The 24,729-nt window shown below is 60.3% G+C and carries 24 protein-coding genes; 12 read left to right on the top strand and 12 right to left on the bottom strand.

The window, feature by feature from the left end:
- The first annotated feature begins 4 nt into the window (after positions 1–4).
- The 3 genes from GSR16_RS12470 (at position 5) to GSR16_RS12460 (ending at position 4,017) form a co-directional block, all read left to right on the top strand.
- The gene (locus tag GSR16_RS12470; RefSeq protein WP_159877834.1) at positions 5–1,339 is read left to right on the top strand and encodes an efflux RND transporter periplasmic adaptor subunit; all 1,335 of its coding nucleotides are present in this window, start codon (positions 5–7) and stop codon (positions 1,337–1,339) included.
- Between the two features lie 2 nt (positions 1,340–1,341).
- On the top strand, positions 1,342–3,450 hold the full coding sequence (locus tag GSR16_RS12465) for an efflux RND transporter periplasmic adaptor subunit (RefSeq protein WP_240902477.1): 2,109 nt from the start codon (positions 1,342–1,344) through the stop codon (positions 3,448–3,450).
- Positions 3,451–3,744: 294 nt separating this feature from the next.
- On the top strand, positions 3,745–4,017 hold the full coding sequence (locus GSR16_RS12460) for a type 2 periplasmic-binding domain-containing protein (protein ID WP_338024043.1): 273 nt from the start codon (positions 3,745–3,747) through the stop codon (positions 4,015–4,017).
- A gap of 161 nt (positions 4,018–4,178) precedes the next feature.
- Here GSR16_RS12460 and GSR16_RS12455 read toward each other — a convergent pair whose 3' ends face one another.
- From GSR16_RS12455 to tyrS, 4 genes are all read right to left on the bottom strand, one after another.
- On the bottom strand, positions 4,179–5,546 hold the full coding sequence (locus GSR16_RS12455) for a DEAD/DEAH box helicase (protein ID WP_159877830.1): 1,368 nt from the start codon (positions 5,544–5,546) through the stop codon (positions 4,179–4,181).
- Positions 5,547–5,911: 365 nt separating this feature from the next.
- Positions 5,912–6,700, bottom strand: coding sequence for a hydroxypyruvate isomerase family protein (locus tag GSR16_RS12450; RefSeq protein WP_205677427.1), 789 nt, complete (start codon positions 6,698–6,700; stop codon positions 5,912–5,914).
- Positions 6,694–7,605 (bottom strand): NAD(P)-dependent oxidoreductase, encoded by a 912-nt coding sequence (locus GSR16_RS12445; RefSeq protein ID WP_276608577.1) that lies wholly within the window; start codon positions 7,603–7,605, stop codon positions 6,694–6,696. The genes GSR16_RS12450 and GSR16_RS12445 overlap by 7 nt, the downstream gene beginning before the upstream one ends.
- Before the next feature lie 114 nt (positions 7,606–7,719).
- On the bottom strand, positions 7,720–8,997 hold the full coding sequence (gene tyrS / locus GSR16_RS12440) for a tyrosine--tRNA ligase (protein WP_159877828.1): 1,278 nt from the start codon (positions 8,995–8,997) through the stop codon (positions 7,720–7,722).
- 275 nt (positions 8,998–9,272) lie between these two features.
- Between tyrS and GSR16_RS12435 the strand changes: the two genes are divergently transcribed.
- On the top strand, positions 9,273–9,926 hold the full coding sequence (locus tag GSR16_RS12435; RefSeq protein WP_159877826.1) for a cytochrome b/b6 domain-containing protein: 654 nt from the start codon (positions 9,273–9,275) through the stop codon (positions 9,924–9,926).
- Positions 9,927–10,195: 269 nt separating this feature from the next.
- Here the strand turns inward: GSR16_RS12435 and GSR16_RS12430 are convergent, their stop codons facing one another.
- Together GSR16_RS12430 and GSR16_RS12425 are read right to left on the bottom strand one after the other, a co-directional pair.
- Positions 10,196–10,633: a c-type cytochrome gene (locus GSR16_RS12430; protein WP_159877824.1), complete on the bottom strand. Its 438-nt coding sequence runs from the start codon at positions 10,631–10,633 to the stop codon at positions 10,196–10,198.
- A 96-nt stretch (positions 10,634–10,729) separates the two neighbouring features.
- Positions 10,730–11,170 carry a c-type cytochrome gene (locus GSR16_RS12425; protein WP_159877822.1) on the bottom strand — a complete coding sequence of 147 codons (441 nt, stop codon included), beginning with the start codon at positions 11,168–11,170 and terminating at the stop codon, positions 10,730–10,732.
- A 147-nt stretch (positions 11,171–11,317) separates the two neighbouring features.
- Here GSR16_RS12425 and GSR16_RS12420 point away from each other — a divergent pair, with 147 nt between their 5' ends.
- Genes GSR16_RS12420 through GSR16_RS12395 form a run of 6 tightly spaced genes read left to right on the top strand, consistent with a single transcriptional unit; the run spans position 11,318 to position 15,399 of the window.
- Complete coding sequence (locus GSR16_RS12420; RefSeq protein WP_159877820.1) at positions 11,318–11,752, top strand: Fur family transcriptional regulator; 435 nt, start codon at positions 11,318–11,320, stop codon at positions 11,750–11,752.
- The gene (locus tag GSR16_RS12415; RefSeq protein WP_167522559.1) at positions 11,740–12,666 is read left to right on the top strand and encodes a CobW family GTP-binding protein; all 927 of its coding nucleotides are present in this window, start codon (positions 11,740–11,742) and stop codon (positions 12,664–12,666) included. The genes GSR16_RS12420 and GSR16_RS12415 overlap by 13 nt, the downstream gene beginning before the upstream one ends.
- An 8-nt stretch (positions 12,667–12,674) precedes the next feature.
- On the top strand, positions 12,675–12,887 hold the full coding sequence (locus GSR16_RS12410) for a hypothetical protein (RefSeq protein WP_159877818.1): 213 nt from the start codon (positions 12,675–12,677) through the stop codon (positions 12,885–12,887).
- Entirely contained in the window at positions 12,884–13,627 is a 744-nt protein-coding gene (locus tag GSR16_RS12405) for a metal ABC transporter ATP-binding protein (RefSeq protein ID WP_159877816.1), read from the top strand. Before GSR16_RS12410 ends, GSR16_RS12405 begins: the two co-directional genes overlap by 4 nt.
- Positions 13,627–14,502: a metal ABC transporter permease gene (locus tag GSR16_RS12400; protein WP_159877814.1), complete on the top strand. Its 876-nt coding sequence runs from the start codon at positions 13,627–13,629 to the stop codon at positions 14,500–14,502. Before GSR16_RS12405 ends, GSR16_RS12400 begins: the two co-directional genes overlap by 1 nt.
- Before the next feature lie 9 nt (positions 14,503–14,511).
- Positions 14,512–15,399, top strand: a complete 888-nt coding sequence (locus tag GSR16_RS12395; RefSeq protein WP_159877812.1) for a metal ABC transporter substrate-binding protein — start codon at positions 14,512–14,514, stop codon at positions 15,397–15,399.
- Between the two features lie 59 nt (positions 15,400–15,458).
- Here GSR16_RS12395 and GSR16_RS12390 read toward each other — a convergent pair whose 3' ends face one another.
- The gene (locus GSR16_RS12390; protein ID WP_159877810.1) at positions 15,459–16,130 is read right to left on the bottom strand and encodes a sulfite exporter TauE/SafE family protein; all 672 of its coding nucleotides are present in this window, start codon (positions 16,128–16,130) and stop codon (positions 15,459–15,461) included.
- Positions 16,131–16,431: 301 nt separating this feature from the next.
- Here GSR16_RS12390 and GSR16_RS12385 point away from each other — a divergent pair, with 301 nt between their 5' ends.
- Entirely contained in the window at positions 16,432–17,211 is a 780-nt protein-coding gene (locus GSR16_RS12385) for an enoyl-CoA hydratase (protein ID WP_159877808.1), read from the top strand.
- A gap of 76 nt (positions 17,212–17,287) precedes the next feature.
- On the opposite strand, the gene serS is transcribed toward GSR16_RS12385, so the two are convergent.
- Both serS and GSR16_RS12375 read right to left on the bottom strand, forming a co-directional pair.
- A complete protein-coding gene (gene serS, locus GSR16_RS12380; RefSeq protein WP_159877806.1) occupies positions 17,288–18,574 on the bottom strand; it encodes a serine--tRNA ligase in 1,287 nt (428 codons plus the stop codon).
- 338 nt (positions 18,575–18,912) lie between these two features.
- Positions 18,913–20,223, bottom strand: coding sequence for a replication-associated recombination protein A (locus tag GSR16_RS12375; RefSeq protein ID WP_159877804.1), 1,311 nt, complete (start codon positions 20,221–20,223; stop codon positions 18,913–18,915).
- 84 nt (positions 20,224–20,307) lie between these two features.
- Here GSR16_RS12375 and GSR16_RS12370 point away from each other — a divergent pair, with 84 nt between their 5' ends.
- Positions 20,308–21,225: an alpha/beta hydrolase gene (locus GSR16_RS12370; protein ID WP_159877802.1), complete on the top strand. Its 918-nt coding sequence runs from the start codon at positions 20,308–20,310 to the stop codon at positions 21,223–21,225.
- Positions 21,226–21,255: 30 nt separating this feature from the next.
- Here the strand turns inward: GSR16_RS12370 and lolA are convergent, their stop codons facing one another.
- The 3 genes from lolA to GSR16_RS12355 all read right to left on the bottom strand — a co-directional run bounded on the left by lolA (position 21,256) and on the right by GSR16_RS12355 (position 24,727).
- Positions 21,256–21,864 (bottom strand): outer membrane lipoprotein periplasmic chaperone LolA, encoded by a 609-nt coding sequence (gene lolA / locus GSR16_RS12365; RefSeq protein ID WP_159877800.1) that lies wholly within the window; start codon positions 21,862–21,864, stop codon positions 21,256–21,258.
- A gap of 161 nt (positions 21,865–22,025) precedes the next feature.
- A complete protein-coding gene (locus tag GSR16_RS12360) occupies positions 22,026–23,030 on the bottom strand; it encodes a hypothetical protein (RefSeq protein WP_159877798.1) in 1,005 nt (334 codons plus the stop codon).
- Between the two features lie 101 nt (positions 23,031–23,131).
- Positions 23,132–24,727 (bottom strand): NAD+ synthase, encoded by a 1,596-nt coding sequence (locus GSR16_RS12355; RefSeq protein ID WP_159877796.1) that lies wholly within the window; start codon positions 24,725–24,727, stop codon positions 23,132–23,134.
- Positions 24,728–24,729 lie beyond the last annotated feature (2 nt).

The following is a 24,729-nucleotide window of genomic DNA, read 5'->3' as shown; positions in this document are numbered from 1 at the left end:
ATTTATGGGTCATGCGGATAGAAGCCGGGAGTTAGCCGGCCTGTTACAACTGTTGCACCGTGCGCGGGATGCCATCAGCGCAGAGCAGTTGGGATTCATCATTGTCAACGAAAGCCAGCAACTGTTGCCTTACCGGCAGGCAGCATTATGGCGGGAAGGCACCCTCCGCCACGTTGCGGCACTGTCCGGCCTGGCCGAGCTGGACCCCACCGCACCGTATATGCAGTGGCTGTCCCGGTTGTTCCGGCATTTGGCAGCCACGCCAGCGGCCGACGGTAGCAAGCCGGACAGCCTGCGGGTGGATACCCATGCGCTTCCGCCTGCATTGGCCGAGGAGTGGCAGTCCTGGCTGCCAGCCCATGCACTATGGTTGCGGCTGGGCGAGCAGGGTGCCTGCCTGTTGGTCCGGGACATTCCCTGGAACGACTACGAATGCAAGCTGGCGGAAGAGTTGGCGCATGGCTACGGACATGCGCTGCTGCGTTTTGCCCCGCGCCACAACTGGAGAGAGCAGGCAGGCCAATGGTTGCGCCCCGGGCGCAAGCAACGGCGTGTGTTGCTTGTTCTGCTTCTGCTGGCCTGCATGCCGATACGGCTTAGCGTACTGGCCCGCGGTGAAGTCACACCACAAGATCCGGTATTGCTGCGTGCACCGCTTAGCGGCGTCATCGACCGGATTCAGGTTCAGCCCAATCAGCAGGTAAAAGCGGGGGATGCCTTGTTCGACCTGGACGCTACTGCGCTGGCCGGTCAATTTGCCATGGCCGCTGGTGAGCGTGATGCCGCGCAGGAAAGCTTTCGTGCCAGCGCCCAATTGGCAGTGACCGACGACAAGGGCAAGCTGGCCATGGCGCAGGACCGTGCCAGGCTGGAAGAAAAAAGCATCGCCGCAGAGTACACCGGCCTGGAGCTGCAAAGACTGCACGTTACCGCACCCAGTGCAGGGGTCGTGGTATTTTCCGACCGCAATGACTGGCAGGGCAAAGCCGTAACCCTTGGTGAAAAAGTCATGACCCTGGCCGATCCTGCTCATGTAGAGCTGGCCGCCTGGCTACCCGCAGCCGAAGCCATCAATGTGGCACCCGGAGACAAGATCACCCTCTACCCCAATGCCTCGCCCACCGAGTCTTATGATGCTGAAATCACCCGTGTCGCCTACAAGGCAGAAGCCGTGGAAAACGGCTTGCTGGCCTATCGCTTGCAAGCGCGCTTCGTCAATGGCAGCACGCCAAGACTCGGCCAGATGGGAACCGCCCGGGTTTACGGCAATTGGGTGCCACTCATTTATTACGCTTTGCGCCGGCCACTGACCGCAGCACGACAATGGCTGGGATGGTGAACATGAAAACCACCGTCCTGCCGGCACTGCGCCAGGAACTTACCCTGTACCCGGGCCCGACACAGTCCGATGGCTCACCCAGCTGGACGCTGCACGATCCGAGTGCCAACCGCTTTTACCAGCTGGGCTGGGCCAGTTTTGAAATTCTGTCGCGGTGGTCGCTTGGCAATGCCGCCGACGTACTGCAGGCGGTCAATCAGGAAACCACGCTGCAACTGGGTAGCGAAGACCTTGATGCCGTACTGCTGTTCCTGTCGCGCCATCAACTATTGCAAACAACGACGGCCGAGCAAAGCAACTGGCTGTGGCAGCTTCACCAAGCCAACCGTCCCAGCCATGCCATGTGGCTACTGAAGAACTACCTGTTTTTCCGGATTCCGCTGGTACGACCAGAAGCCCTGCTTAACCGCTTGCTACCGTGGACCGCATGGTTGTTTCACCCCCGCTTCTGGTTGGGCATGGGCGGTGTATTGTTGCTGGCGCTGGCCTTGGTATCGCGACGTTGGGACGAATTCACCCACACATTTTCCGGTTATGGCGGTGTTGGCGCAGCAATTGGCATTGGCCTGTCACTCAGCTTGGCCAAAATCCTGCACGAAATGGGGCATGCACTGGCGGCACGCCACTTTGGTTGCCGGGTTCCAGCCATGGGTGTTGCCTTCCTGGTGATGATGCCCGTGCTGTACACCGATACCAATGACGCCTGGAAACTCGACAAGCGGCGCCAGCGCCTGTTGATTGGTGGAGCCGGCATGCTGGCAGAACTGCTGCTGGCGGCCTGGGCCACATTGTTATGGAGTTTTTTGCCGGATGGCCCGATACGCGCAGGCGTTTTCCTTCTGGCCACCACCACCTGGCTTGCCACGCTGGCCATTAATGCCAGTCCCTTCATGCGTTTTGACGGCTACTTCCTGCTCGCCGATTACCTGGGGCTGCCCAATTTGCACAGTCGTGCCTTTGCGCTGGCACGCTGGCAGCTACGCAAGACCTTGCTGGGACTGGACGACCCGGTACCAGAACACTTTCCCAAATTGCGCCAACAGGGTCTGATCCTGTTTGCCTGGGCAACCTGGCTCTATCGGCTGGTACTGTTCCTGTCGATTGCCTTCCTGGTTTACCACCTGTTTTTCAAGGCAGTTGGCTTGCTGTTGCTGGCTGTGGAGCTGGGGTGGTTTATTGCCCGTCCCATCGTCAGCGAGCTGAAAATCTGGTGGCAACGCCGTAAGGAATTGCACTGGTGCAGGCAAGTCCGCCGCAGTACAGCACTCTTGCTGTCACTGCTATTGGTCCTGATATTACCCTGGCAACAGGAAGTGGCCAGCCCGGCCGTGCTGGGTGCCCTGCAATCACAAGGCTTGTACGCGCCGGCCTCCGGGGAGGTGGCGGAAACGCTGGTGCGCGATGGCCAGCAAGTCAGGGCAGGCCAGGTGCTGGCTCGCTTGCGATCGTCAACACTGGAAGCGCAGCTGGCGCTGGCCAATGCCCGCGAGCGTGACCTGGCCTGGCAAGTCTCACAACAAGCCTTTGATCCCGAGTTGCAGCGGCGTGGCCCGGTATTGCAAAAGCAATGGCAGGTTGCGCAGGAACAAGTGAATACCTTGCGCCAACAACAGGCCAGGCTGACACTGAGCGCACCTTTTGCTGGCCGTGCCGTGGATATCAGTGAAGCACTGCATGCCAAAACCATTGTTGCAGAGGGCGAGCATCTGCTGGATGTGGTAGGTCCTCATGGTGTCAAAGGCGAGGCCTTTGTTGATGAAGCTGCCTTGTCTGGTCTCAAACCCGGCTATATCGCCCGTTTTGTTGCTGATGGGGGAGAATTCCGCAGCGTACGGTGTCGGCTGGGGGCAATTGACCGGCTTAATCTGCCACTACTGGATCAGCCGCTGCTGGCTTCCAGTTATGGAGGTCCCATTCCCACCGAGCAGCACGAACATGGGCTAAAGCCCTTGTCCGCCATTTTCCGTGTCCGGTTAGAGCAGTGTGAGCATCAGGATGCTCCACTAAGAGAGCTTGCCGGGCTGGCAAGACTACAAACAGAGCGTTACAGCTTGCTGGAGCGTGGTATGCGGCAATTACTCGCCATACTGCGTAAAGAAGCCGGATTATAGAAACCGCTGTTTACTTGTTTACTGTTAGCCGACCGGCGATTGCGTTTAACGCTATCGTCCACAGGATTAACCTGTATCAAGATTCAGGCGAGCCAAGGCCGCCAAGGGCTGGAAATGGTGTCAATCACGGGTGAAATAAGATGGACGGTGGGCTGGGTGCCGGTTTTGCGATCCGTCTGGACCGTGCTGGCGCGGCCCATCACTTTGTGTTTGCCGCAAGGTTAGCCCTGGTTCTGTGATGCGCTGATTTTGGCCTGCGGCAACAGCGGTTTTTCGCCGTGCATCTTGCATGAGGTGCGTTCGGTGGCTGCGAAAATTGCCTTTGTCGGCTGTAAGCAAGGGCTGGCTTTGGTGTCTGACTCCTTGCAGATGATGGCATCACCCGGCGTGGGGATCCGTCCGCTGGGCGACCGGCTGCATGTGGGTGCCACTGCCATGGCATGGCGCAGTAAACGTAAGAATCCCCTGGGCGACATTGTCATCGATATCGTAGGGGAAATTTATTCGCAGCAGGTAGCTGCTGGATGGCAGGAAGAATTGGCAGGAAGAATAAGTGTGCTTGCCTGAATCAGGCTTTTGCTTGTGCAATCAGCATGCTGGTTGCTGCTGACGGCTGGCCGACTGGGCGCTTGTCATCGCTTCATATCAATGCGGCTGACATAAAAAAGCTACCGCTTCCTGGTGTAGAAGCGGTAGCTTTGATGAGACTGATCTAAACAGCCTGGTGCTTAGTCGGCGCGCTGAGTGCTGCGCTGGCCTTGGCCGCTGCCGGCAGAGCGGGGGCCACGACGGTCGTAGCTGCCGCTACCGCTGCCGCCAGTGCCACGACCATAGCCGCCTTCGCGACGATCGCGGCCATAGCCGTTACCGTTACCATTGCCGCTACCACCACGACGTTGACCCTGGGCACCGTAGCCACCCGGCTTGCCATTGCGACGCGGGCCTTTCGGCGGACGACGGGTCGGCTCCATGCCTTCGATCACGCCTTCGGTGATCTGACGCTTCAGGTATTGCTCGATGCGGCGTACCTTGTGGAATTCTTTCGATTCCGCCAGGGTGATGGCAGTGCCGTCACGACCGGCACGACCGGTACGACCGATACGGTGAACATAGTCTTCAGCCTGTTTCGGCAGGTCGAAGTTCACCACGTGGGTGATGGTGGGTACGTCGATACCGCGTGCAGCTACATCGGTAGCCACCAGGATTTTGATACGACCGCGACGCAGGTCGTTCAGGGTACGGTTACGCCAGCTTTGCGGCATGTCGCCATGCAGGCAGGCAGCGGAGTAGCCTTGGTCGGACAGCTTGTCGGCCAGTTCTTCGCTGTAAGCCTTGGTAGCGGAGAAGATCACGCACTGGTCAAAACCGGATTCTTTCAGGATGTGATCCAGCAGGCGATGCTTGTGGTTCAGGTCGTCCGCGTACAGCAGGTGTTCTTCGATGGTGCCGCCCGAAGTTTCGGTACGGGCAATTTCGATGCGCTGCGGTTCGCGGGTGATCTTTTCAGCCATGCGGCCCACAGTGCCATCCAGCGTGGCGGAGAACAGCACGGTCTGGCGGCTTTCCGGAGTGGCCTTGACGATGGTTTCGATGTCTTCGATGAAGCCCATGTCCAGCATGCGGTCGGCTTCGTCCAGCACCAGCATTTCCAGGCGGGAGAAGTCAACACGGCCGGAACGCATGTGGTCCATCAGGCGGCCCGGGGTGGCCACGATCAGGTCAATCGGGCGGGACAGGGCGCGGGTCTGGTAGCCGAAGGAAGCGCCGCCAACCAGGCAGGCGGTTTTCATCCAGCGCAGATCCTTGCCGTATTCCAGGGCGTTCTTTTCCACCTGTTGAGCCAGTTCGCGGGTCGGGCACAGCACCAGAACGCGCGGGCCTTGGCCCTTGCCGGTGGAACGTTCGGACAGCTTGGTCAGGGCCGGCAGCAGGAAGGCTGCGGTCTTGCCGCTACCGGTTTGGGCGGAAACCAGCAGGTCGCGGCCAGCAATGGCAGCAGGAATGGCTTCGGCTTGTACGCCGGTAGGGGTGTCGTAACCAGCAGTTTCGAGTGCGCGCAGAATGGTCGGGGCTACGCCCAGGTCGGAGAAATGCATTAATGTCCTTTCAAACCGGAATAGAGCCGGTGTCGCTTGGCCAGGAGATGTGGCGGTTAGCAGCCTCGTTCAGAGGCTGTCGGTCATCGGCACCAACCTGTGCAAGCGGCGAACAGCAGTCCAGTCAAAAGAGACACTACGTGGACGAAGCCTGGAATATCGGTCAGGGACGATGAAGCATCACGCCGGCAGTTGCTGCATTACTGCTGCTGAATCTGCCGGTGGAAATTGGAAATCAGAAGGGTTCGCACTCTACGGTAAAAAATAGCGCTTTGCAAGCATTTTCTGCAAAATGGCCGGCTAAGTGATTGATTCCCTGTCAGGAGATGTGGCAAAAAATCAAAAATTGCAGCCGGCTGCAAGTTTCAGTCCCGCAGTGCAGCACCAACCTGCTGGGCATGCAGCGGGGCCAGCCAGCCCATGTCGCCGTTATTGTCACGGTATTCTGCGCCGCTCCAGAAGGCATAGGGCAGGGCCTTGATTTGACTGAACAAGCTGGCAAAGTCCAGCGAGCCGCTGCCCGGAGCGCCACGGCCGGGATAGTCGGCAAACTGCAAATGGCCAATGCGCGGCCAATGTTCAGTCAGCAGGCTCGCCAGCGGTTGCTCCATGCGCGCCATATGGTAAAGGTCGATTTGCCAGAAAAGATTGGGGTGATCGGGTAGTTGCTGCAACTCATCTACCGTACTGATCAGAAAACCTGGCATGTCATGGCGGTTGATCGCCTCCACTGTGCAGCGGATTCCATGCTGCGCCAGTTGTCCGGCGGCCAGGTGCAAATTGGCATGCAGCGTGGCCAGGGCTTCTGTGCGGCGGCTGCCTTCGGCCTGGCGTCCGGGCAGGATGTTTACCGCCTCCACGCCCAGTTGCGTGGCGTAATGCAGGCATCGCTGCAGGCCGCTGGCAAATTCCGCCTCCTTGCCGGGAGTGCCGGCCAGCCCTGTGCCTCCTTGCATCAGGTCCCCGGCCGGGGCGTTGATCAGTACCAGCTTCAACTGATGCTGACTCAGCCATTCCTGCAGCTGTTCCACCGTGTGTTCATAGGGAAACTGGATTTCCACTGCGGCAAAACCGGCGGCGCGGGCGGCGGCAAAGCGCTCCGGCCACGGCAGATGGCTGAACAGCATGCTGAGGTTGGCGCTAAGTTTCAACATGGTTTGGTTTCCTGGTCCTGATACAGATTGATGACGCTGCTAAGGTCGGCCATCGCGTGGCCTTGTGCTGCATGCAGGCGCAGCAGCTGGCTGGCCAGCGCGGCCAGCGGCGTGGCGGACTGGCTTTGTCTGGATAGCTGACCGGCGTTGTCCAGATCCTTCAGCAAGGTAGCCACTTTCCACTGTACCGGCTCGGCCTGACGCGCCGCCATGCGCGGGGCCAGGATTTGCAGCGGCAGCGAATCGGCAAAGCCGCCAGCCAGCGCCGGTGCCAGCAGGCTGGCATCCACGCCATTGTTTTCCGCCAGTGCCACCGCTTCGGCAATCAGCATGGCATTGGCGGCCACAATCAGTTGATTGCAGATTTTGGTCACCTGCCCGCTGCCGACATCGCCCATGCGGGTAATGCGTTGCGACAAGGCTTGCAAGGGCAGGCTGGCGCGCTGGATGTCCACCGCGCTGCCACCGGTCATGATCACCAATGTGCCTTGCTCCGCACCCTTGACGCCGCCGGACACCGGGGCATCCACCCAGCTGGCACCCTGTTGCCTGACCTGCTCTGCACAGCGGCGGGTGGTGTCAGGGTCGATGCTGGAAAGATCGATGAGGAGTTGGCCAGCGCGCAGGGCAGGCTGCAACTGCGTGACAACAGCGGTGACGGCGGCGGCATCGGCAATGCATAACAGCAGGATGTCGCTGGCAGCAGCCAGTTCGGGCAGTGTGGTGGCGGTTGTCATGCCTGCGGCGCGGGCCTGCTCCAGCTTGTCAGTCGAGCGGTTCCAGACAGTGAGCGGGAAGCCGGCAGCCTGCAGCCGGCGGCACATGGGCAGGCCCATCAGGCCCAGGCCGATAAAACCGATTCTTTCCATGATGCTAGCCTTTGTCACAAAGCGGGATGGCGAAATTCTAGTGGCATGGCCGCCATGGCGTCGAGCCTTGCGGTGATGGCATGAAAAAAGCGACCCGGTGCGTGTGCAAGCGGGTCGCCTTGGCGCTGCCCGATCAAGGGCAGTGCGGGCTTAGGTCTGCCATTCGATCAGCGCGTAGTTTTTCTTGCCGCGCTTGAGCAGGCTGAAGCGGCCAAACAGGCGGTCATCGGCGCTGAAGCGATGCTCGATGCGGTCTGCCTTGTTGCCATTGATGCTAACCGCGCCGCTCTGGATAAAGGTGCGCGCCTCGCTCTTGGACTTGGCCAGACCGCCATTGGCCACCGCGTCGATCAGGCTGTCGTCGGCGCTGTTCAGCACGAAGTGCGGCAGGCCGTCCTGCGCCAGCTGGGCGAAGTCGTCTTCGGTCAGGCTGGACAAATCATTGCTGAACAGGCTGTGGGTGATGCGCTGGGCGGCGGCCAGCGCAGCCTTGCCGTGTACCAGCTCGGTCACTTGTTCGGCCAGGATGCGCTGGGCTTCCGGCTTGCCCTCGCGTGCCTTGTCAGCCTCTTCGATGGCGGCGATTTCGGCCACCGACAGGAAGCTGAAGTAGCGCAGGAACTTGTACACGTCGGCATCGGCGGTGCCCAGCCAGAACTGGTAGAAGGCGTAGGGCGAGGTTTTGCGCGCATCCAGCCAGATGGTACCGGATTCGGTTTTGCCGAACTTGGTGCCGTCCGATTTGGTGACCAGCGGCATGGTCAGGCCAAAAACCTGCTGCTGGTTGAGGCGGCGGGTAAGGTCGGTGCCGGCGGTGATATTGCCCCACTGGTCGGAACCGCCGATCTGCAGCTTGCAGCCCAGGCGACGGTTCAGCTCGGAAAAGTCATAACCCTGCAGCAGGCTGTAGGAGAACTCGGTATAGGAAATGCCCTGATCATCCCGGCTGATGCGCTGCTGTACCGCTTCCTTCTTGATCATGGCGTTGACCGAGAAATGCTTGCCGATATCGCGCAGGAATTCCAGTGCGCCCATGCCGCCAAACCAGTCGTAGTTGTTGGCCATGATGGCGGCGTTATCACCGTCAAAAGACAGGAAGGGTGATACCTGGGCGCGGATTTTTTCCACCCAGCCTTCGATGATGTCCGGGGTGTTCAGCTTGCGCTCGGTGGCCTTGAAACTGGGGTCGCCGATCATGCCGGTGGCACCGCCAACCAGGGCAATGGGGCGGTGGCCGGCTTGCTGGAAGCGCTTGAGCATCAGGATGGGAACCAGGCTGCCGATGTGCAGGCTGTCAGCGGTCGGGTCGAATCCGCAATACAGGGTAACCTGTTCCTTGGCCAGTAGTTCGGACAAGGCGGCGGCGTCTGTGGTTTGCGCGATCAGGCCGCGGGCCTCCAGATCCTCGATCAGTGAAGCTTGGGTCATTACTTTCTCCAACTCAATGCGTGAAAACAGTGCCACATGGGGCTGTCAGTGCGTTGGCCGTCTGCCGTTCTCATCCGGGCGGGCCGGAAAGGAAGGGGCGGCGAAAGGGCTGATTCTACCCGAAAACGGCATTTTCAGAATCCAAAACCGGCATTCTCCCGTGATTACCCCTGTCCTTGGCGGGGGGACACAGTCTTTAACCAGACTGCAGTAGGCAGTCTTGCTGCCGCTGGTTACACTCTGGCCTTTGAATGTGCTGCCTGGTGAGTGTGAGCATGGAAAAGATGATCAAGGTGTGGGATGCGCCAACCCGGCTGTTTCACTGGAGCCTGGTGCTGTTGTTTGCTGGCATGTGGTTTACCGGCGAGCAGGGCGGGGACTGGCTGCACTACCACGTATGGTGTGGCGAGGCGATTGCCGCTTTGCTGCTGTTCCGGCTGATCTGGGGCGTAGTGGGCAGTGAAACCGCGCGTTTCCGCCAGTTTGTCAAAGGCCCGGCTACCATCCGTCGCTATCTGCGTGGCGGACAGGCAGAACAGCCCGGCCATAATCCGCTGGGTGGCCTGATGGTGGTGGCGTTGCTGCTGGTGTTGCTGGTGCAAGTGGGCAGTGGCCTGTTTTCCAGTGATGTCGACAGCTACACCTTTGACGGGCCGCTGGCCAAGCTGATTGCCAGTGGGCTGTCGGAAGCGGTTACCGGCTTTCACAAGCTGTTTTTCAACATCATCCTGCTGCTGGTGGCCATGCATGTGGCTGCCATCATCGCTTACCGCGTGCTGAAAAAGCAGAATCTGGTGCGGCCGATGCTGACTGGCTATCAGCCGCTACAGGGCAAGCCGGCTCCGCTGTACTTCCGTGGCTGGCCAGTAGCGCTGCTTACCCTGTTGCTGTCCTGTGGCGGTGTCTGGTTGCTGCTTACCCGTCTGTAGTCCTAATACCGGCAGCCACAATGAAAAAGCCCTGATGATTCAGGGCTTTTCAGGCTGCTGATAAGGTAATCTGGTGCGATTGTACTGGACCCGGCAAAGCCGGGCCTTCCGACTAAGTGATAGATTCCGCAGCCTTCTCATCCATTCCCAATCCCCCGCCCTTGCCCTGCAAGGGAGTCTCGTTTTCTTTTCAGAACGCGAGAGTGGTTTGTCAATAAACAGAAAAGCCCTGAGTTACCAGGGCTTTTCTGTTTTCTGCCGTGTGCAGATCATTTTTCCGGGCCGCGGAAGCTGTCATGACAGGCCTTGCAGCTTTGTGCCACCACGCCGTAGCTCTTCTTGATGCTGGCCAGGTCGCCATTGTGGGCGGTGTTGTCCAGGTCATTCACCGACTTGAGGAAGGTGTCGCGCGCAGCCTGGAACTTGGCCGGCTGGCTCCAGATTTCCGGTTTGGCGCGGCTCTTGCCGTCAATGCTGCCCGCAGGGAAATGGTTGAACGGTTCGGCGGCAATCTGCTTCAGGCCGTCTGCCATGGCAATGAATTTGGCCTTGTTGTACGGGTCGCGCTCACGCACCACCATGCCCATCGGCTCGAAGGCGCGCAGGATTTTCTTGAAGCTCTGGGTACGGATGTCTGCCGGGGAGTCGGCCATGGCGGCGGGAATGGCCAGTGCTGCAAGCAGCAGGGCGGTGATGGTCTGTTTCATAAGCGGCTACGGTGTGTTGGCTGTGGGGTGTGAGGAGGTTTCCCGGAAGAAGTTCAGCAAAAATCATGAGCTTCTTCAGGGTAATCAAAAATTCTATCAGTCTTTGCGGAAGGCGTCGTGACAGCTTTTACAGGATTTCTGCACCGCGCCAAACTGGTTCTTGATGCTGGCTGTATCGCCGTTGGCTGCCACTTGCTTCAGCTTGCCGGTTTCTGTCTTGAAGTTATCGACGGCCTTGTTCCAGTCGGCGGATTTGCTCCAGATTTCCGCTTTGGCATCGGTTTCGTGGCTGGTCTTGCCGCTGGCGGTGCCGGCCGGGAAGTGCTGCCACGGCTGCTGGGCAATGGCGTCCAGATGCATGGCCAGCTTGCTGAATTCGTCCTTGCTGAAGTTATCGGCTTTCACCAGCTTGCCCATGGCGGCGGCGTCTTTCTTGAACTGCTTGAAAATCGCCTGGCGTGCCGTGACCGGATCGTCGGCGGCAAAGGCCGGGCTGGCCAGCAGGGCGCAAAGGCTGAGCATGAGGGTGGTTTTCATGAAGTCTCCTTCAGATGGTTGCAGTCTGCTTACAGGGGATAACGCAGGCTAGCACGGATGGATGACAGCCAATACCCATTGAGTGTTAATGGTTGTGTTAGTGTGATGTTATACAGTAACATTCACTTCATCTGACAGGAGCAGTCTATGGACAGCAATCATTATTTGCAGGCGGCCGAGGCGCACTGCGAGCGGCGCGGCTGCAAGCTGACGGCCCTGCGCAAGCAGGTGCTGGAGCTGGTGCTGCGCCACCAGGGTGTGGTCAAGGCTTACCAGGTGTTGGCCGATCTGCAAAAAGAGCGCGGCATCGCGGCACCGCCTACGGTGTATCGCGCGCTGGATTTTTTGGTAGAGCAGGGTTTGCTGCATCGGGTTGATGCACTGAACGGCTTTATTGTTTGTGACCATTTCGAGTGTCAGCACGAAAGCATGATTCTGGTGTGTGAAACCTGCGGCAAGGTGCAGGAAGTCGACGTGATGGCGGCACTGGCCGGCCTGCGTGATGTGGCTGCGGCCGCCGACTTCTCCCTGAGTAGCCAGAACCTGATGCTGACCGGACTTTGCAAGGCATGTCGCGTATGAAAAAAACCATCGTCAATCTGTTTACCGGCTTTTTGGGCGTGGGCAAGACCACGGCATTGCGCCATCTGATTGCCACCCGCCCGGCCAGTGAAAAATGGGCAGTCATTGTCAATGAGTTCGGCGAAGTGGGCATCGACGGTGCCGCGTTGATGAACGACGACCTGCCGGTAGCGGAAATCGCCGGTGGCTGCCTGTGCTGCGTGGCCGGCCCGCAGATGACCGCCACCGTGGCCACCCTGCTGCGGCGCGAGCGCCCGGACCGTCTGCTGATCGAGGCCAGTGGCCTGGCCCATGCTGCCGGGGTGATTGACGAGCTGCGTGCCAAGCCCTTGGGCGACGCACTGGAAGTGGGTGCCGTGCTGACCCTGGTGGACCCGCGCCAGTTCGTCAGCCCGGATTATCTGCGCCAACCGCTGTACCGTGATCAGGTGGCCATTGCCGATGTACTGGTGGCCAACAAGACCGATATGGCCGATGTGGAAACCATGGACGCCTTCCGCGTGCAGGCCGGCAAGCTGTTTCCGCCCAAGTCAGTCATCGCCGAGGTGCGTGACGGCCTGGTGAATGTGCAGTGGCTGGATGCCGCCGTCACCATCAAGCCACGCTACCGTCCGGCCATTCCGGCGGAGAGCGGCAATGGCTGGGATTCCGCCGGCTGGACCTTCCCGCCGGAGCAGTCCTTCAGCGGCGAAAAACTCACCGACTTTTTTGACGATCTGCCCAAGCTGCTGCCCGGACTGGTACGCGCCAAGGGCGTGTTCAAGGTGCTGGATAGCTGGGTATGGCTGAACTGGGCCGAAGGCCAGTGGGGTGCCAGCCAGGTGTCCTGGCGGCGTGACAGCCGTTTCGAGCTGATTGCCCCGGCACTGGATAACGCCGCGATAGAGGCTGCCCTGCAAGCCTGCTTTGAGTAAGCAAATACATGAAACATCAACATTCTTCGTCTGGTGATCAGCATGCGCATTCACATGGCCATGATCACGCGGCCGCGCCGCATCAGCATCTGACTGCGGCCAATCTGCGCCCACCGGTCAGCCTGCTGGCGATGTCTGCCTGGCAGCGGCTGGTGCTGGCCCTGCTGCTGCTGGCTTTGCTGTGGGGCGTGGTGCTGTGGGCATTGCAGGAGGTGGCATGAAGGTCGAACTGGATAACCTCACCGTGTCCTATCAGCGTCATCCGGCGGTGCATCACGTCAGCGGCAGCTTTGCCAGTGGGGACGCCACCGCCATCTTCGGCCCCAATGGTGCGGGCAAGAGCACCTTGCTCAAGGCCATGATAGGCGCGCTCAAGCCCGATTCCGGTCAGGCTCGGCTGGACGGCTTTGCCCGCCAGGACATTGCCTACTTGCCACAGCAATCCGAGATCGACCGCTCGCTGCCGGTCAGCGTGCTGGATCTGGTTGCCACCGGTCTGTGGCATCGCACTGGTCCGTTTGGCATGGTCGGCCGCGCCGGCCTTGGCCAGGCAATGGATGCACTGGAGCAGGTGGGCCTGGCCGACTTTGCCCCGCGTTCCATTTCGGCCTTGTCCAGCGGTCAATTCCAGCGGGTGCTGTTTGCTCGCATCCTGTTGCAGGATGCCCGGCTGATCCTGCTGGACGAGCCGTTTACCGCCATGGATGCCAAAACCACCTTCGACCTGCTGGAACTGGTACGGCGCTGGAAGGAAGAGGGCCGCACCATCATCGCCGTGCTGCACGATTACGAGCAGGTGCGCGCCTATTTCCCGCATACCCTGCTGTTGGCGCGGGAGGTGGTGGCCTGGGGACGCACCGAGCAGGTGCTGACGGATGCCAATCTGAAACGGGCGGTGGAAACCGCCGCCCACTGGCAGGACCGCGCCGCGGTGTGTCAGGTTGACGGGATCAATGCCTGATGCAACACCTATACGATTTACTGATCGCTCCCTTTGTGGACTTTGCCTTCATGCGCCGGGCGCTGGCCGGTTGCTTGGCGCTGTCGCTGGGCAGCGGCCCCATCGGCCTGTTTCTGGTCATGCGCCGCATGAGCCTGATGGGTGATGCCATGAGCCACGCCGTGCTGCCCGGTGCGGCGGTGGGCTTCATGCTGGCCGGCCTCAGCTTGCCGGCGATGAGCCTGGGCGGTTTTGTCGCCGGGGTGCTGGTGGCGGTGCTGGCGGGTCTGGCCACGCGTTTTTCAGGCATCAAGGAAGACGCCAGCTTTGCGGCCTTTTATTTGTTGTCGCTGGCCATTGGCGTGCTGCTGGTGTCCAAGAGCGGCAGCAATGTCGACCTGATGCACATCCTGTTTGGCTCGGTACTGGCGGTGGACGATGCTGCGCTGTATCTGGTGGGCGGTGTGGCGTCGGTCACGCTGATTACCCTGGCCTTCATCTATCGCCCGATGTTGCTGGAAAGCCTGGACCCGGTGTTCCTGCGTTCGGTTGGTGCCCGTGGTGGGCTGTGGCATATGGCTTTCCTGATGCTGGTGGTGCTGAACCTGGTGTCCGGCTTTCAGGCGCTGGGTACGCTGATGGCCGTGGGCCTGATGATGCTGCCGGCCATTACCGCCCGCCTGTGGTCGGAAACCGTGGAAGGCATGCTGGTGATGGCGGTGAGTGTGGCCTTTGGCAGCGGGCTGGCTGGCCTCTTGCTGTCCTATCACTTTGAGCTGCCCTCCGGCCCCGCCATCATCCTGGTGGCCGGCCTGTTCTACCTGTTTTCGCTGCTGTTCGCTCCGGCGGGCGGTGCCTTGCCGCGCTATATCCGTGCGCGGCATTTTGAATCCTGAGGAGAAGGCATGAAAAAGCGTCTGTTGAGCCTGCTGTTGCTGAGTTTGCCGATCACGGCCATGGCAGCCAAATTGCCGGTGGTGGCCAGTTTCAGCATTGTGGGTGACATGACCCGTGAAATCGGTGGCGACCGGGTGGACGTGGTGTCGCTGGTCGGTCCTGATCAGGATGCCCATGTGTTTCAGCCGGCCCCGGCTGATGTGAAGCGCCTGTCGGCTTCTCGCCTGTTTGTCACCAACGGTCTGGGTCTGGAAGGCTGGATGGGCCGTCTGACCAAGGCCTCCGGCTACAAGGGGGTGATGGTGGAGGCGGGTAAGGGCATCAAGACGCGCATGGCGCCGGCAGAGGAAGGTGAGGGTCATGGTCACGATGTGGTGGACCCGCATGCCTGGCATGATCCGCAACGGGTGCAGGTGTATATCCGCAATATCACCGCCGGACTGATCAAGGCCGACCCGCAAGGCAAGGATGAGTACAATCGCCGTGCTGCCGATTTTTCCGCCCGGCTCAAGCAGGAAGATGACTGGGCCGCCAAGCAGTTTGCTGCCATTCCAGTAGCCAAACGCAAGATGCTGACCTCGCACGATGCCTTCGGTTATTTTGGCGAGCGTTATGGCATCAGGATGCTGGCCATCCAGGGCGTAAGCACCGAGGCAGAAGCCTCGGCCAAGGGGGTGGCGCAGTTGGTGAAGCAGGTACGGCAGGAAAAGGTGAGCGCGGTGTTCATGGAAAACATGACCGACAAGCGCCTGATGGAACAGCTTACCCGCGAAGCCAAGGTAAAGATTGGCGGCGAACTGTATGCCGATGCCCTGTCCAAGCCCAATGGCCCAGCCGCCAGCTACCTGAAGCTATTCCATTACAATGTGGAAACCGTTTTGCAGTCGCTGCGCTGAAGACCTTTGTTGGCACAGCCAGAGTCTGAAAGCCGCCTGCTCCTGCCGGGGCGGCTTTTTTAGTGGCTGGATGCCAGCAACAGCAGCCGGGCCAGCCCCATGCCGGCAACCAGCAGGCCCGCCAGCAGCCGTACCGGCTTTTGCTGGATAAACTGGCGCAGCGTGTCGGCAAACACCCCCATCAGCAACAAATTGGGCAGCGTGCCCAAGCCGAAGGCCAGCATCAGCAGGCCGCCTTGCAGTGCCTTGCCGCTGGCCAGGGCCGACAGCGTGGCACTGTATACCAGTCCGCAGGGCAGCCAGCCCCATAGCATGCCTGCCAGTAGTGCTGTCCGCGGACGGCGGATGGGCAGCAGCCGCGACAGCAGAGGTTGCAGCCTTGCCCACACAGGTCGCCCCAGTTTTTCCAGGGAGATGATGGCAGTGGAGAATCCGGCCAGGTACAGGCCCATGGCAATCAGCATCAGATTGGCTACTACCAGCAGAGCCAGTTGTGCCGGTCTTGCGCTAAGCAAAGTAAGGCCGGCTTCGGCCAGGCCACCCAGCAAGACCCCGGCCATCACATAGCTGAGAATACGTCCGGTGTTGTAGGACAGCATGATCTGCCAGCGTTGCTGACCGGCAGGCAGATTCAGCGTCAGTGCGGTCACAATCCCGCCGCACATGCCCATGCAATGGCCGCCGCCAAGCAGGCCAGCAAGAAAGATCACCCAGAAACCTGTTTCTAACATGCGACAACCTGTTGCTTAAATCCCTATTCTACCAGAGGGCATAATATGCCGGCTTGCCTGATTTTTAAGCAAAATGTGACATTGTAATTGTAAAATATTTCTAAATTCTGTTTGGCATTACTGTGTGTGGACAGCTAGAAAAAAAGTAGGGGGGAAAGGAAATCCGCGCTGGAAAAAGGCGGGCTCTGCCCTGAGAATGCTCATTCTTTCCTGTCAGTGATCGGGGATGGCCTGAATAACAAGGCCAAGCTGGCAGGAGCTGCAATGTGTAACGACCCAACAGAGAAACTGAGGAAACTACATGGCCAAGTATTTGACGCTCGAACATCTGGGCCAGTCTGCAATCATCACCATCAATAATCCTCCCGCCAATGTGTGGACCATCGCCAGCCTGCGCGAACTGGCAGCGCTGATGAACGATCTGCAAGCTGATAGCGCAGTACGTGCCGTCGTGATTACCGGAGCGGGCGACGCCTTCTTCTGTGCCGGCGCGGATTTGAACCTGTTCAGCAATGGCAGCAAGCAGGAAGTGGCAGATTTGCTGGATGCCTTTGCTACGGCTTTTGCTGCGCTGCGCAATTATTCCGGCGTTACCGTAGCGGCCATCAACGGTTATGCATTGGGTGGCGGGCTGGAATGCGCGCTGATGTGTGACTACATGGTGGTGGAGCGCGGTGCCAGGCTGGGTTTGCCTGAGACCAGGGTGGGTTTGCTGCCGGCAGGTGGTGGCAGCAAGACGCTTGCCGACAAGGTGGGGGTGTCCTGGGCCAAGCGCATCCTGCTGGGAGGTGAAATCCTGAATGCAGAAAAAGCCTATGAAATCGGCCTGGTGGAGGAAATTGTCGATCCGGGTTTTGCCAAGATCATGGCGGTAAGCCTGGCCGGCAAGGTGGCTAATCAGGCCCCGCAGGCGGTAGCGCGTGCGCGCCAGCTGATTGAATCCAGTGTTGGCACAACGCTGGAGGAGCACCTGCAACAAGAACGTGCAGCCCTGTTGTCCCTGATTGGTGAGGCCGAGCAGCTGGAGGGCGTATCAGCCTTTCTGGGCAAGCGTGCACCAAGCTGGGCCGATGAGGACTAAGCTTGCCGCTGTGCTCGGGCAGGCATGAAAAAGCCGGGGCTAGCCCCGGCTTTTTCATTGCGGTGTGCACAGGGCATCAGCCGCCGATCTGCTCCTTGCCGCCAAAGTAGGGGCGCAGCACGGCCGGAATGGTCACGCTGCCATCGGCGTTCTGGTAGTTTTCCAGCACCGCCACCAGGGTGCGGCCAACCGCCAGGCCGGAACCGTTCAGGGTGTGCACCAGCTGGTTCTTGCCGTTTTCGTCCTTGAAGCGGGCCAGCATGCGGCGCGACTGGAAGGCTTCACAGTTGGAGCAGCTGGAGATCTCGCGATAGGTGTTCTGTGCCGGCAGCCATACCTCGATATCGTAGGTTTTGGCCGCACCAAAGCCCATGTCGCCAGTGCACAGGGTAATCACGCGGTAGGGCAGTTCCAGTGCCTTCAGGATGTTCTCGGCATGGCCAACCATTTCTTCCAGTGCGGCATAGGAGTGGTCCGGATGCTCGATGCGCACCATTTCCACCTTGTCGAACTGGTGCTGGCGGATCATGCCACGGGTATCACGGCCATAGCTGCCGGCTTCGGAGCGGAAGCAAGGCGAATGGGCAGTCAGTTTCAGTGGCAGCTCTTCCATTTTCAGGATGCTGTTGCTCACGGTATTGGTCAGGGTGATTTCCGAGGTGGAAATCAGGTACTGGTCCACCGTGCCTTCTTCACCGCCCTTGGTCACCTTGAACATGTCTTCGGCAAATTTCGGCAGCTGGCCGGTGCCAAGCAGGGCGCTGTCGTTGACGATGTACGGGGTGTAGTGCTCGGTATAGCCATGCTCGCCGGTATGGGTGTTGAGCATGAACTGCGCCAGCGCACGGTGCAGGCGGGCAATATCGCCCTTCAGCACGGTGAAGCGGGCACCGGACAGCTTGGCGCCGGTGTCGAAGTCCAGGCCCAGCGGGGTACCGATGTCGACATGGTCTTTTACTTCAAAGTCGAACTGGCGCGGCACGCCAACACGGCGCACTTCCACATTGTCGTTCTCGTCCTTGCCCACCGGAACGGATTCGTTCGGCAGGTTGGGAATACTCATCAGCAGGGCATCCAGCTTGGCTTGCACGGCTTCGAAGGCGGCTTCGGCTGCTTTCAGTTCATCGCCCAGGTTGGCCACTTCAGCCATGATGGCGGAAACATCCTCACCCTTGCGCTTGGCTTCGCCAATTTGCTTAGAGGTGGCATTGCGGTGCGATTGCAGTTCCTGCATGCGGGTTTGCAGTGCCTTGCGGTCGGCTTCCATTTCAGCGAAAGCCGCAGTGTCCAGCGTATAACCACGGCCGGCCAGGCGGGCAGCAACAGCGTCCAGATCGTTACGGAGCAATTGAATGTCTAGCATGGAAAATCCTGATGATATTTAAAGTGTCTTGCCTGTTCCGGGCTTGCCGTTCCGGCGGGAATGTCTTGTTGGCGAAACTGTCGCTGCCTTGCCGTGTTGCGGTACCTGCCATGCCGACGGTGGTTTTACCCGCAACAACAGTGTTTGCCGCCCTGTCGTGCCAACGCAGGGGCAGCAGCAGCGTGCTGCAATGCGCAAGTGTACCGGCAACAGACAGGCTTTGTCCTGCCTGTTGCAGGCCAGACGCGCATTATAAGCGCTGATGGCAGGCTTGTAGATGCTGATAGGCGACCCGCTGTGCTGATGAAGCCAGCCAAGTGGGGAGTGTGCGGGCTGGCTTATTTCTTGCCGGCTTCTTCATCCCACTTCTTCAGCTGTGCCAGTTTTTCCCCGATCTTGATTTCCAGCCCGCGCGGTACCGGCTGATACCAGCCCGGTTCCGGCATGTCGTCCGGCAGATAGCTTTCGCCGGCGGCATAGGCATTCGGTTCGTCATGGGCGTAGCGGTATTCATGGCCATAACCCAGCTCTTTCATCAGCTTGGTGGGCGCATTGCGCAGGTGTACCGGCACCGGGCGGCTCTTGTCCTGCTTGATGAAGGTGCGTGCCTGGTTGTAAGCCATGTAACCGGCATTGCTTTTGGCGGCCACCGCCAGGTAGATGGCGGCTTGTGCCAGTGCCAGTTCGCCTTCCGGGCTGCCCAGTCGCTCGTAGGTGGCGGCGGCGTCGTTGGCAATCTGCATGGCGCGCGGGTCGGCCAGGCCGATGTCTTCCCAAGCCATGCGCACCAGGCGGCGCGCCAGATAGCGCGGGTCCGCGCCGCCATCCAGCATGCGGGTGAGCCAGTACAGCGCGGCATCGGGGTTGGAGCCGCGCACCGATTTGTGCAGGGCGGAAATCTGGTCGTAGAAGGCATCGCCGCCCTTGTCGAAACGGCGGGCGTTGACGCTGAGCACCTCGGCCAGAAAGTCCTGCGTGATCTGGCCGGTTTTGCGCGCCAGCGCGGCGGTGCGGGTTTGTTCCAGCAGATTGAGAAAGCGCCGGGCGTCACCATCGGCATAGCCGGTGAGGGCGGCGATGGCCTGGTCGTCAAACTCCAGCCCGTCCAGTGCGCCCTTGTCGCGTGCGCGCTGGAACAACAACACCAGTTCGTCTTCACCCAGACTGTTCAGTACATAGACCTGGGCCCGCGACAGCAGGGCGGAGTTCACCTCGAAGGACGGGTTTTCCGTGGTGGCGCCAATAAAGGTGAGCAGGCCGGATTCGACAAAAGGCAAAAACGCATCCTGCTGGCTTTTGTTGAAGCGGTGGACTTCGTCGACAAACAGGATGGTATGGCGACCGGAGCGCTGCAGGGCGGCATGGGCCTGCTCCACCGCGTCGCGAATGTCCTTTACCCCGGAGAATACGGCGGAGAGCGGAATGAACTCGGCATCGAAACTGCCCGCCAGAATGCGCGCCAGCGTGGTTTTGCCCACGCCGGGCGGCCCCCACAGAATCATCGAGTGCAGAGTGCCGGATTCCACCGCCAGCCGCAGCGGCTTGCCGGGGCCGATCAGGTGCTGCTGGCCAATCACCTCATCCAGCGCGGCGGGGCGCAGCGCCTCGGCCAGCGGTTTTTTCGCTTCCTGGGCAAACAGATCATTCATGGCGGCTAATATGGCAGGAGAAACGGCCTGCTAGTATATCAGCTGAACAATGCGCACCGCAGCGGCTGGCACAAGGATTGAGAGATGAAGAAATACATGGTTTTGCTATTGCTGGCCCTGGCTTTCCCGGCTGTGGGCGGGCCATTGCGGGATTGGCTGCAACAACGGGCGGCCAGTCACGATGGATTGGCAGAGGAGGATGTCGCCAGTCGCCGCAGCCTGCCATCCGGAGTGCGCAAGCTGGCTGATCTGGCGTATGGCCCGGATGTGCGGCAGCGACTGGATGTCTATCTACCGACCAAGGCCGGGCGTGATCGGCCCTTGCTGGTGATGGTGCACGGCGGTGCCTGGCGCATGGGCAGCAAGCAGGCGGCCAATGTGGTGGATAACAAGCTGGCACACTGGCTGCCTGCCGGTGTGGTGCTGGTGTCGCTGGATTATCGCCTGCTGCCGCAGGCCCCGGTGGAGGAGCGGGCAGAGGACGTAGCCAGTGCCGTGGCCTGGGTGCAGGCGCATGCTGCCGAATGGGGGGCAAACAAGCGGCAGCTGGTATTGATGGGACATTCTGCCGGTGCGCATCTGGCGGGCTTGCTGAGTACCGATGCCGCGCTGCGCCAGCGCCATGCCGTGCAGCCTTGGCTGGCAACTGTGCTGCTGGATAGTGCGGCACTGGATGTGGCTGCCATCATGCGCGGGCCGCATCTGCCCTTGTACGACAAGGCCTTCGGGACTGATGCAACCCGCTGGCCCACCTTGTCGCCCACCCGGTTGCTGAGCGCGGGCACGCCGCCGCTGTTGGCGGTGTGCTCCTTGCAGCGGGTGGAGTCCTGCACGCAGGCGCGCGGGCTGGCTGACAAAGGCAGGCAAGCCGGGGTGGTGGTGCAGGTATTGCCGCGGGACCTGAGCCACGGTGACATCAACCAGCAACTGGGCGCGGCGGGCGACTATACCCGGCAGGTTGACCGCTTTTTGCAGCAGTCCGGCTGGGAGGCATCACCCTGAGCCCGCGCGGGCAAGTCGGTTGGCGGACGCTCAGTCGCCGCTGACGACATCCACCCCCTTGGGCGGGGTAAAGCTGAAGTGGCTGGCACTCAGGGGCGGGTTTTTCTGCTGGCCGGCAAAGTGGATGCGCGTGTTGTTGCCAAAGCTGTCGGTCAGCTCCATTTCCACCAGCATCTTGTTGCTAAAGCCCATGCGAATGGCGTTGAAGGTGTTGTCAGCTTTTTTCGGGCTGGCGCTCAGCCATTCCACATTGCCCTGCTTGCCGGCTTCTTTCAGTACATAGTCGCGCTCGATGGCATTATTGCCGGCCAGCAAGGCTGCCGGACTGGAGCCCAGTGCGCCGTCCAGGTTCTTGCGCGTGACCTGGGACAGATCCTTGTCGTAAATCCACAGCGTTTTACCATCACCCACAATCAGTTGCTCGTAGGGCTTGTTGTAGCTCCAGCGGAATTTGCCGGGGCGGGAAATTTCCAGCATGCCGCTGGCTTCTTCGTGCTTGCTCTTGGAACTGACCACCTGGGTAAAACTGGCAGACAGGGTTTTGGTGTCATTGACAAAGGCTTTGAGCTGGGCAATGGCGGCTGCCTGTACCGGCAAGGCCAGCACGGTGGCCAGCATGGCCAGGGCAAATTTTTTCATCTGGGGTCCTTGAGGCAATTGCAGGTGACTGTCATGACAGTGCCGGCAACCGCCGGATGGAAAGCGCCGCCCCTGTCATGCCTCACCTTGCTGGGCAGCAAAGTGTGACAGCAAGTGGGGGCGGCGGTTCGGATCATGCTGTTAAGGAGTGTTGGCGATGCTTACTTGGTCAGGTCCTGCAGCCATTGCGGCTTGGGCAGCTTGTCGTAGTCCACGATATCCGCTGCTGCGGGTTGATAGGCAAACACCGGCTTGCCGTGATTGCGGTAGCGCAGGTGGATGTAGGCCAGGCCATGCAGCTGCGGGGTATCCAGCGTGATTTCCTGATTCATCCCCAGCAGCTGGCCCTGACGGTTGGCATACAGATGCGACACGGTGCGACTGGCTTGCATGTCGGCGGCCGAGCGTTGGGTCAGTGCCCGTATCAGTTGCGAGGCAGAGGCCGCCTGCTTGCCATCCTCCGGGCGACCCTGGCGCTCGGCTTCCTGTTGAATCACCTTGACCAGGCCATCCACGATATGTACTACCACCTGGCTTTCTTGCAGCGGATTCATGGCAATGCGCAACTGGTAGCTGGCACCCAGCTGGCGGGCAGTGGCATCCAGCGGCTCCAGCGCAAAAACCTGCTTGTCCACCGTACCGTAACCTTCATCCACCAGGCCTGGCAGTGCCTTGAACATGGCATCCAGCGGAATCTTGGTTGCTATGTCGCTGGGCAGCTTGAAGCGGACAAAACGCGCTTGCTCGCTATACAGCTCCGGCACGAACAGGTCGAAGGCGGAAGGGTCCACCAGCAGCGAGAAATCCTGCAGGTTCAGTTGCAGGGGCAGGGTGATGCTGGCCTGCATATTACGCCGTTCAAAGCGGAAGGACGGAATCAGCTCCATGCGCTTGCTGGACTGGTCCAGTGCGCCATTGATGGCCACCTTGGTGGAACGCGCTACCTGGTTGATGGTATAGGCCAGTTGTGGCTTGGCGTCGTCGGCGCTGCTGCCGTGCAGCGAGGTAAAGCCCAGTTCACCGCTGAAGTTGTAACTGGCGTGCTGCAGGTTTTCCCGCAGTACCTGGCGGGTGGCGAGATCGGCGGATTTGCCGGCCAGTGGGCTGGCACAACCAGCCAGCAGCAGGGCGAAGGGAAGGGCGGCAAGGACTGGGCGAAGCTTCATGATGATCCCTGAGTGAGTTTGATTCTGTGTCCCGGCGTGCAGCTGCGGGCAGTAAAACCGGCAGGTCAGCCGTTGTGGCCATGCCTGCCGTCATTGTGCAATCAGCTGAACTTGTTGGTGATGGGGTAGCGCCAGTCCTTGCCAAAACCGCGCTGGGTGACGCGGGGGCCAACCGGTGCCTGGCGGCGCTTGTACTCGTTGATCTTGAGCAGGCGTACCACCTTGCGCACATCGGCCTCGGCAAAGCCATCGGCGATGATCTGTTCGGCTGACAGGTTTTCTTCCACATAGCGCGCCATGATGGCATCCAGCACTTCGTAAGGTGGCAGGCTGTCCTGGTCTTTCTGATCCGGGCGCAACTCGGCGGAAGGCGGACGGGTGATGATGCGCTCCGGAATGATTTCACCCTGTGTGTTACGCCAGCGGCACAGGGCAAACACCAGCGTCTTGGCCACATCCTTCAGCACGGCAAAGCCGCCGGCCATGTCACCGTACAGCGTGCAGTAGCCGGTGGTCATTTCCGATTTGTTGCCGGTGGTCAGCACCAGCTTGCCGGTTTTATTGGACAGCGCCATCAGCAAGGTGCCGCGAATGCGTGCCTGCAGGTTTTCTTCGGTGGTGTCTTCCGCCAGGCCGTTGAAATTGGCCGCCAGCGCATTCATGAAGCTTTCGTACATGGGCCAGATTTCAATTTCGTCGTACTTCACGCCCACGCGGCCAATCATGTCGCGCGAATCAATGACGGAAATATCGGCGGTATAACGCGACGGCATCATCACCGCATGCACCTTGTCCGCTCCCAGTGCATCCACGGCAACGGCCAAGGTGAGGGCGGAGTCGATGCCGCCGGACAGGCCCAGCAGCACGCCGGGGAAACCGTTCTTGTTGATGTAGTCGCGCACACCCACCACCAGCGCGCGGTACACGCTTTCCAGCGGGTCGGGCAGGGTGGCCCTGGCGGGAGCGGCTTGCAGGTCGCCATCGGCAAAGTCGATCAGCAGCAGTTCGTCGTCATAGGCGGCTGCCTGTGCGACGACCTCGCCCGCCTTGTTGACGGCAAAGGACGCGCCATCAAATACCAGCTCGTCCTGACCGCCCACCAGGTTGACATAGGCAAAGGGCAGGCCGGTTTCTTCGCTGCGGTAGCGCAGCACCTCGTGCCGGGTTTCAATCTTGTTGCGATGGAAAGGCGAGGCATTGAGCACCACCACCACATCGGCCCCGGCGTCGGCGGCCTCGGCGGCAGGGTCCACCGACCACACATCCTCGCAAATCAGCACACCCACCTTGTGTTCGCCCTGCTGGAACACCAGCGGCGTGGCGCCTGGGGTAAAGTAGCGGCACTCGTCAAACACTTCATTGTTGGGCAGCAGCATCTTGTGATACTGACCCAGGCGGTTGCCGTCGCGCAGTACGGTGGCCGCATTGAAACGTTCATGACCCAGCTTGACCGGATGGCCAATCACCAGCGTAATGCCATCGAGCTCCAGCAACTGGTCCATGGCGGCCGAACAGGCCTGATAGAAGCTGTCGCGCAGCAACAGGTCTTCCGGGCTGTAGCCGGTGAGTGCCAGTTCCGGCGTCACCAGTACATCCGCCCCCTGGGCGATGGCGGCCTGGGCCAGATCGAGAATTTTTCGGGTATTGCCGGCGATATCGCCAACAACGGGGTTGAACTGAGCGAGCGCAATACGCATGT

Source organism: Aquitalea denitrificans (assembly GCF_009856625.1).
Lineage (GTDB): Bacteria > Pseudomonadota > Gammaproteobacteria > Burkholderiales > Chromobacteriaceae > Aquitalea > Aquitalea denitrificans.
This window is presented reverse-complemented; position numbering and strand designations above follow the sequence as displayed.

Excerpts from the sequence above, each read along its gene's own strand:
- GSR16_RS12470 (WP_159877834.1), top strand. The coding sequence starts at position 5 with ATGGGTCATGCGGATAGAAGCCGGGAGTTAGCCGGCCTGTTACAACTG.
- GSR16_RS12465 (WP_240902477.1), top strand. The coding sequence starts at position 1,342 with ATGAAAACCACCGTCCTGCCGGCACTGCGCCAGGAACTTACCCTGTAC.
- GSR16_RS12455 (WP_159877830.1), bottom strand. The coding sequence starts at position 5,546 with ATGCATTTCTCCGACCTGGGCGTAGCCCCGACCATTCTGCGCGCACTC.
- GSR16_RS12450 (WP_205677427.1), bottom strand. The coding sequence starts at position 6,700 with ATGTTGAAACTTAGCGCCAACCTCAGCATGCTGTTCAGCCATCTGCCG.
- tyrS (WP_159877828.1), bottom strand. The coding sequence starts at position 8,997 with ATGACCCAAGCTTCACTGATCGAGGATCTGGAGGCCCGCGGCCTGATC.
- GSR16_RS12435 (WP_159877826.1), top strand. The coding sequence starts at position 9,273 with ATGGAAAAGATGATCAAGGTGTGGGATGCGCCAACCCGGCTGTTTCAC.
- GSR16_RS12430 (WP_159877824.1), bottom strand. The coding sequence starts at position 10,633 with ATGAAACAGACCATCACCGCCCTGCTGCTTGCAGCACTGGCCATTCCC.
- GSR16_RS12425 (WP_159877822.1), bottom strand. The coding sequence starts at position 11,170 with ATGAAAACCACCCTCATGCTCAGCCTTTGCGCCCTGCTGGCCAGCCCG.
- GSR16_RS12420 (WP_159877820.1), top strand. The coding sequence starts at position 11,318 with ATGGACAGCAATCATTATTTGCAGGCGGCCGAGGCGCACTGCGAGCGG.
- GSR16_RS12415 (WP_167522559.1), top strand. The coding sequence starts at position 11,740 with ATGTCGCGTATGAAAAAAACCATCGTCAATCTGTTTACCGGCTTTTTG.
- GSR16_RS12410 (WP_159877818.1), top strand. The coding sequence starts at position 12,675 with ATGAAACATCAACATTCTTCGTCTGGTGATCAGCATGCGCATTCACAT.
- GSR16_RS12405 (WP_159877816.1), top strand. The coding sequence starts at position 12,884 with ATGAAGGTCGAACTGGATAACCTCACCGTGTCCTATCAGCGTCATCCG.
- GSR16_RS12400 (WP_159877814.1), top strand. The coding sequence starts at position 13,627 with ATGCAACACCTATACGATTTACTGATCGCTCCCTTTGTGGACTTTGCC.
- GSR16_RS12395 (WP_159877812.1), top strand. The coding sequence starts at position 14,512 with ATGAAAAAGCGTCTGTTGAGCCTGCTGTTGCTGAGTTTGCCGATCACG.
- GSR16_RS12390 (WP_159877810.1), bottom strand. The coding sequence starts at position 16,130 with ATGTTAGAAACAGGTTTCTGGGTGATCTTTCTTGCTGGCCTGCTTGGC.
- GSR16_RS12385 (WP_159877808.1), top strand. The coding sequence starts at position 16,432 with ATGGCCAAGTATTTGACGCTCGAACATCTGGGCCAGTCTGCAATCATC.
- serS (WP_159877806.1), bottom strand. The coding sequence starts at position 18,574 with ATGCTAGACATTCAATTGCTCCGTAACGATCTGGACGCTGTTGCTGCC.
- GSR16_RS12375 (WP_159877804.1), bottom strand. The coding sequence starts at position 20,223 with ATGAATGATCTGTTTGCCCAGGAAGCGAAAAAACCGCTGGCCGAGGCG.
- GSR16_RS12370 (WP_159877802.1), top strand. The coding sequence starts at position 20,308 with ATGAAGAAATACATGGTTTTGCTATTGCTGGCCCTGGCTTTCCCGGCT.
- lolA (WP_159877800.1), bottom strand. The coding sequence starts at position 21,864 with ATGAAAAAATTTGCCCTGGCCATGCTGGCCACCGTGCTGGCCTTGCCG.
- GSR16_RS12360 (WP_159877798.1), bottom strand. The coding sequence starts at position 23,030 with ATGAAGCTTCGCCCAGTCCTTGCCGCCCTTCCCTTCGCCCTGCTGCTG.
- GSR16_RS12355 (WP_159877796.1), bottom strand. The coding sequence starts at position 24,727 with ATGCGTATTGCGCTCGCTCAGTTCAACCCCGTTGTTGGCGATATCGCC.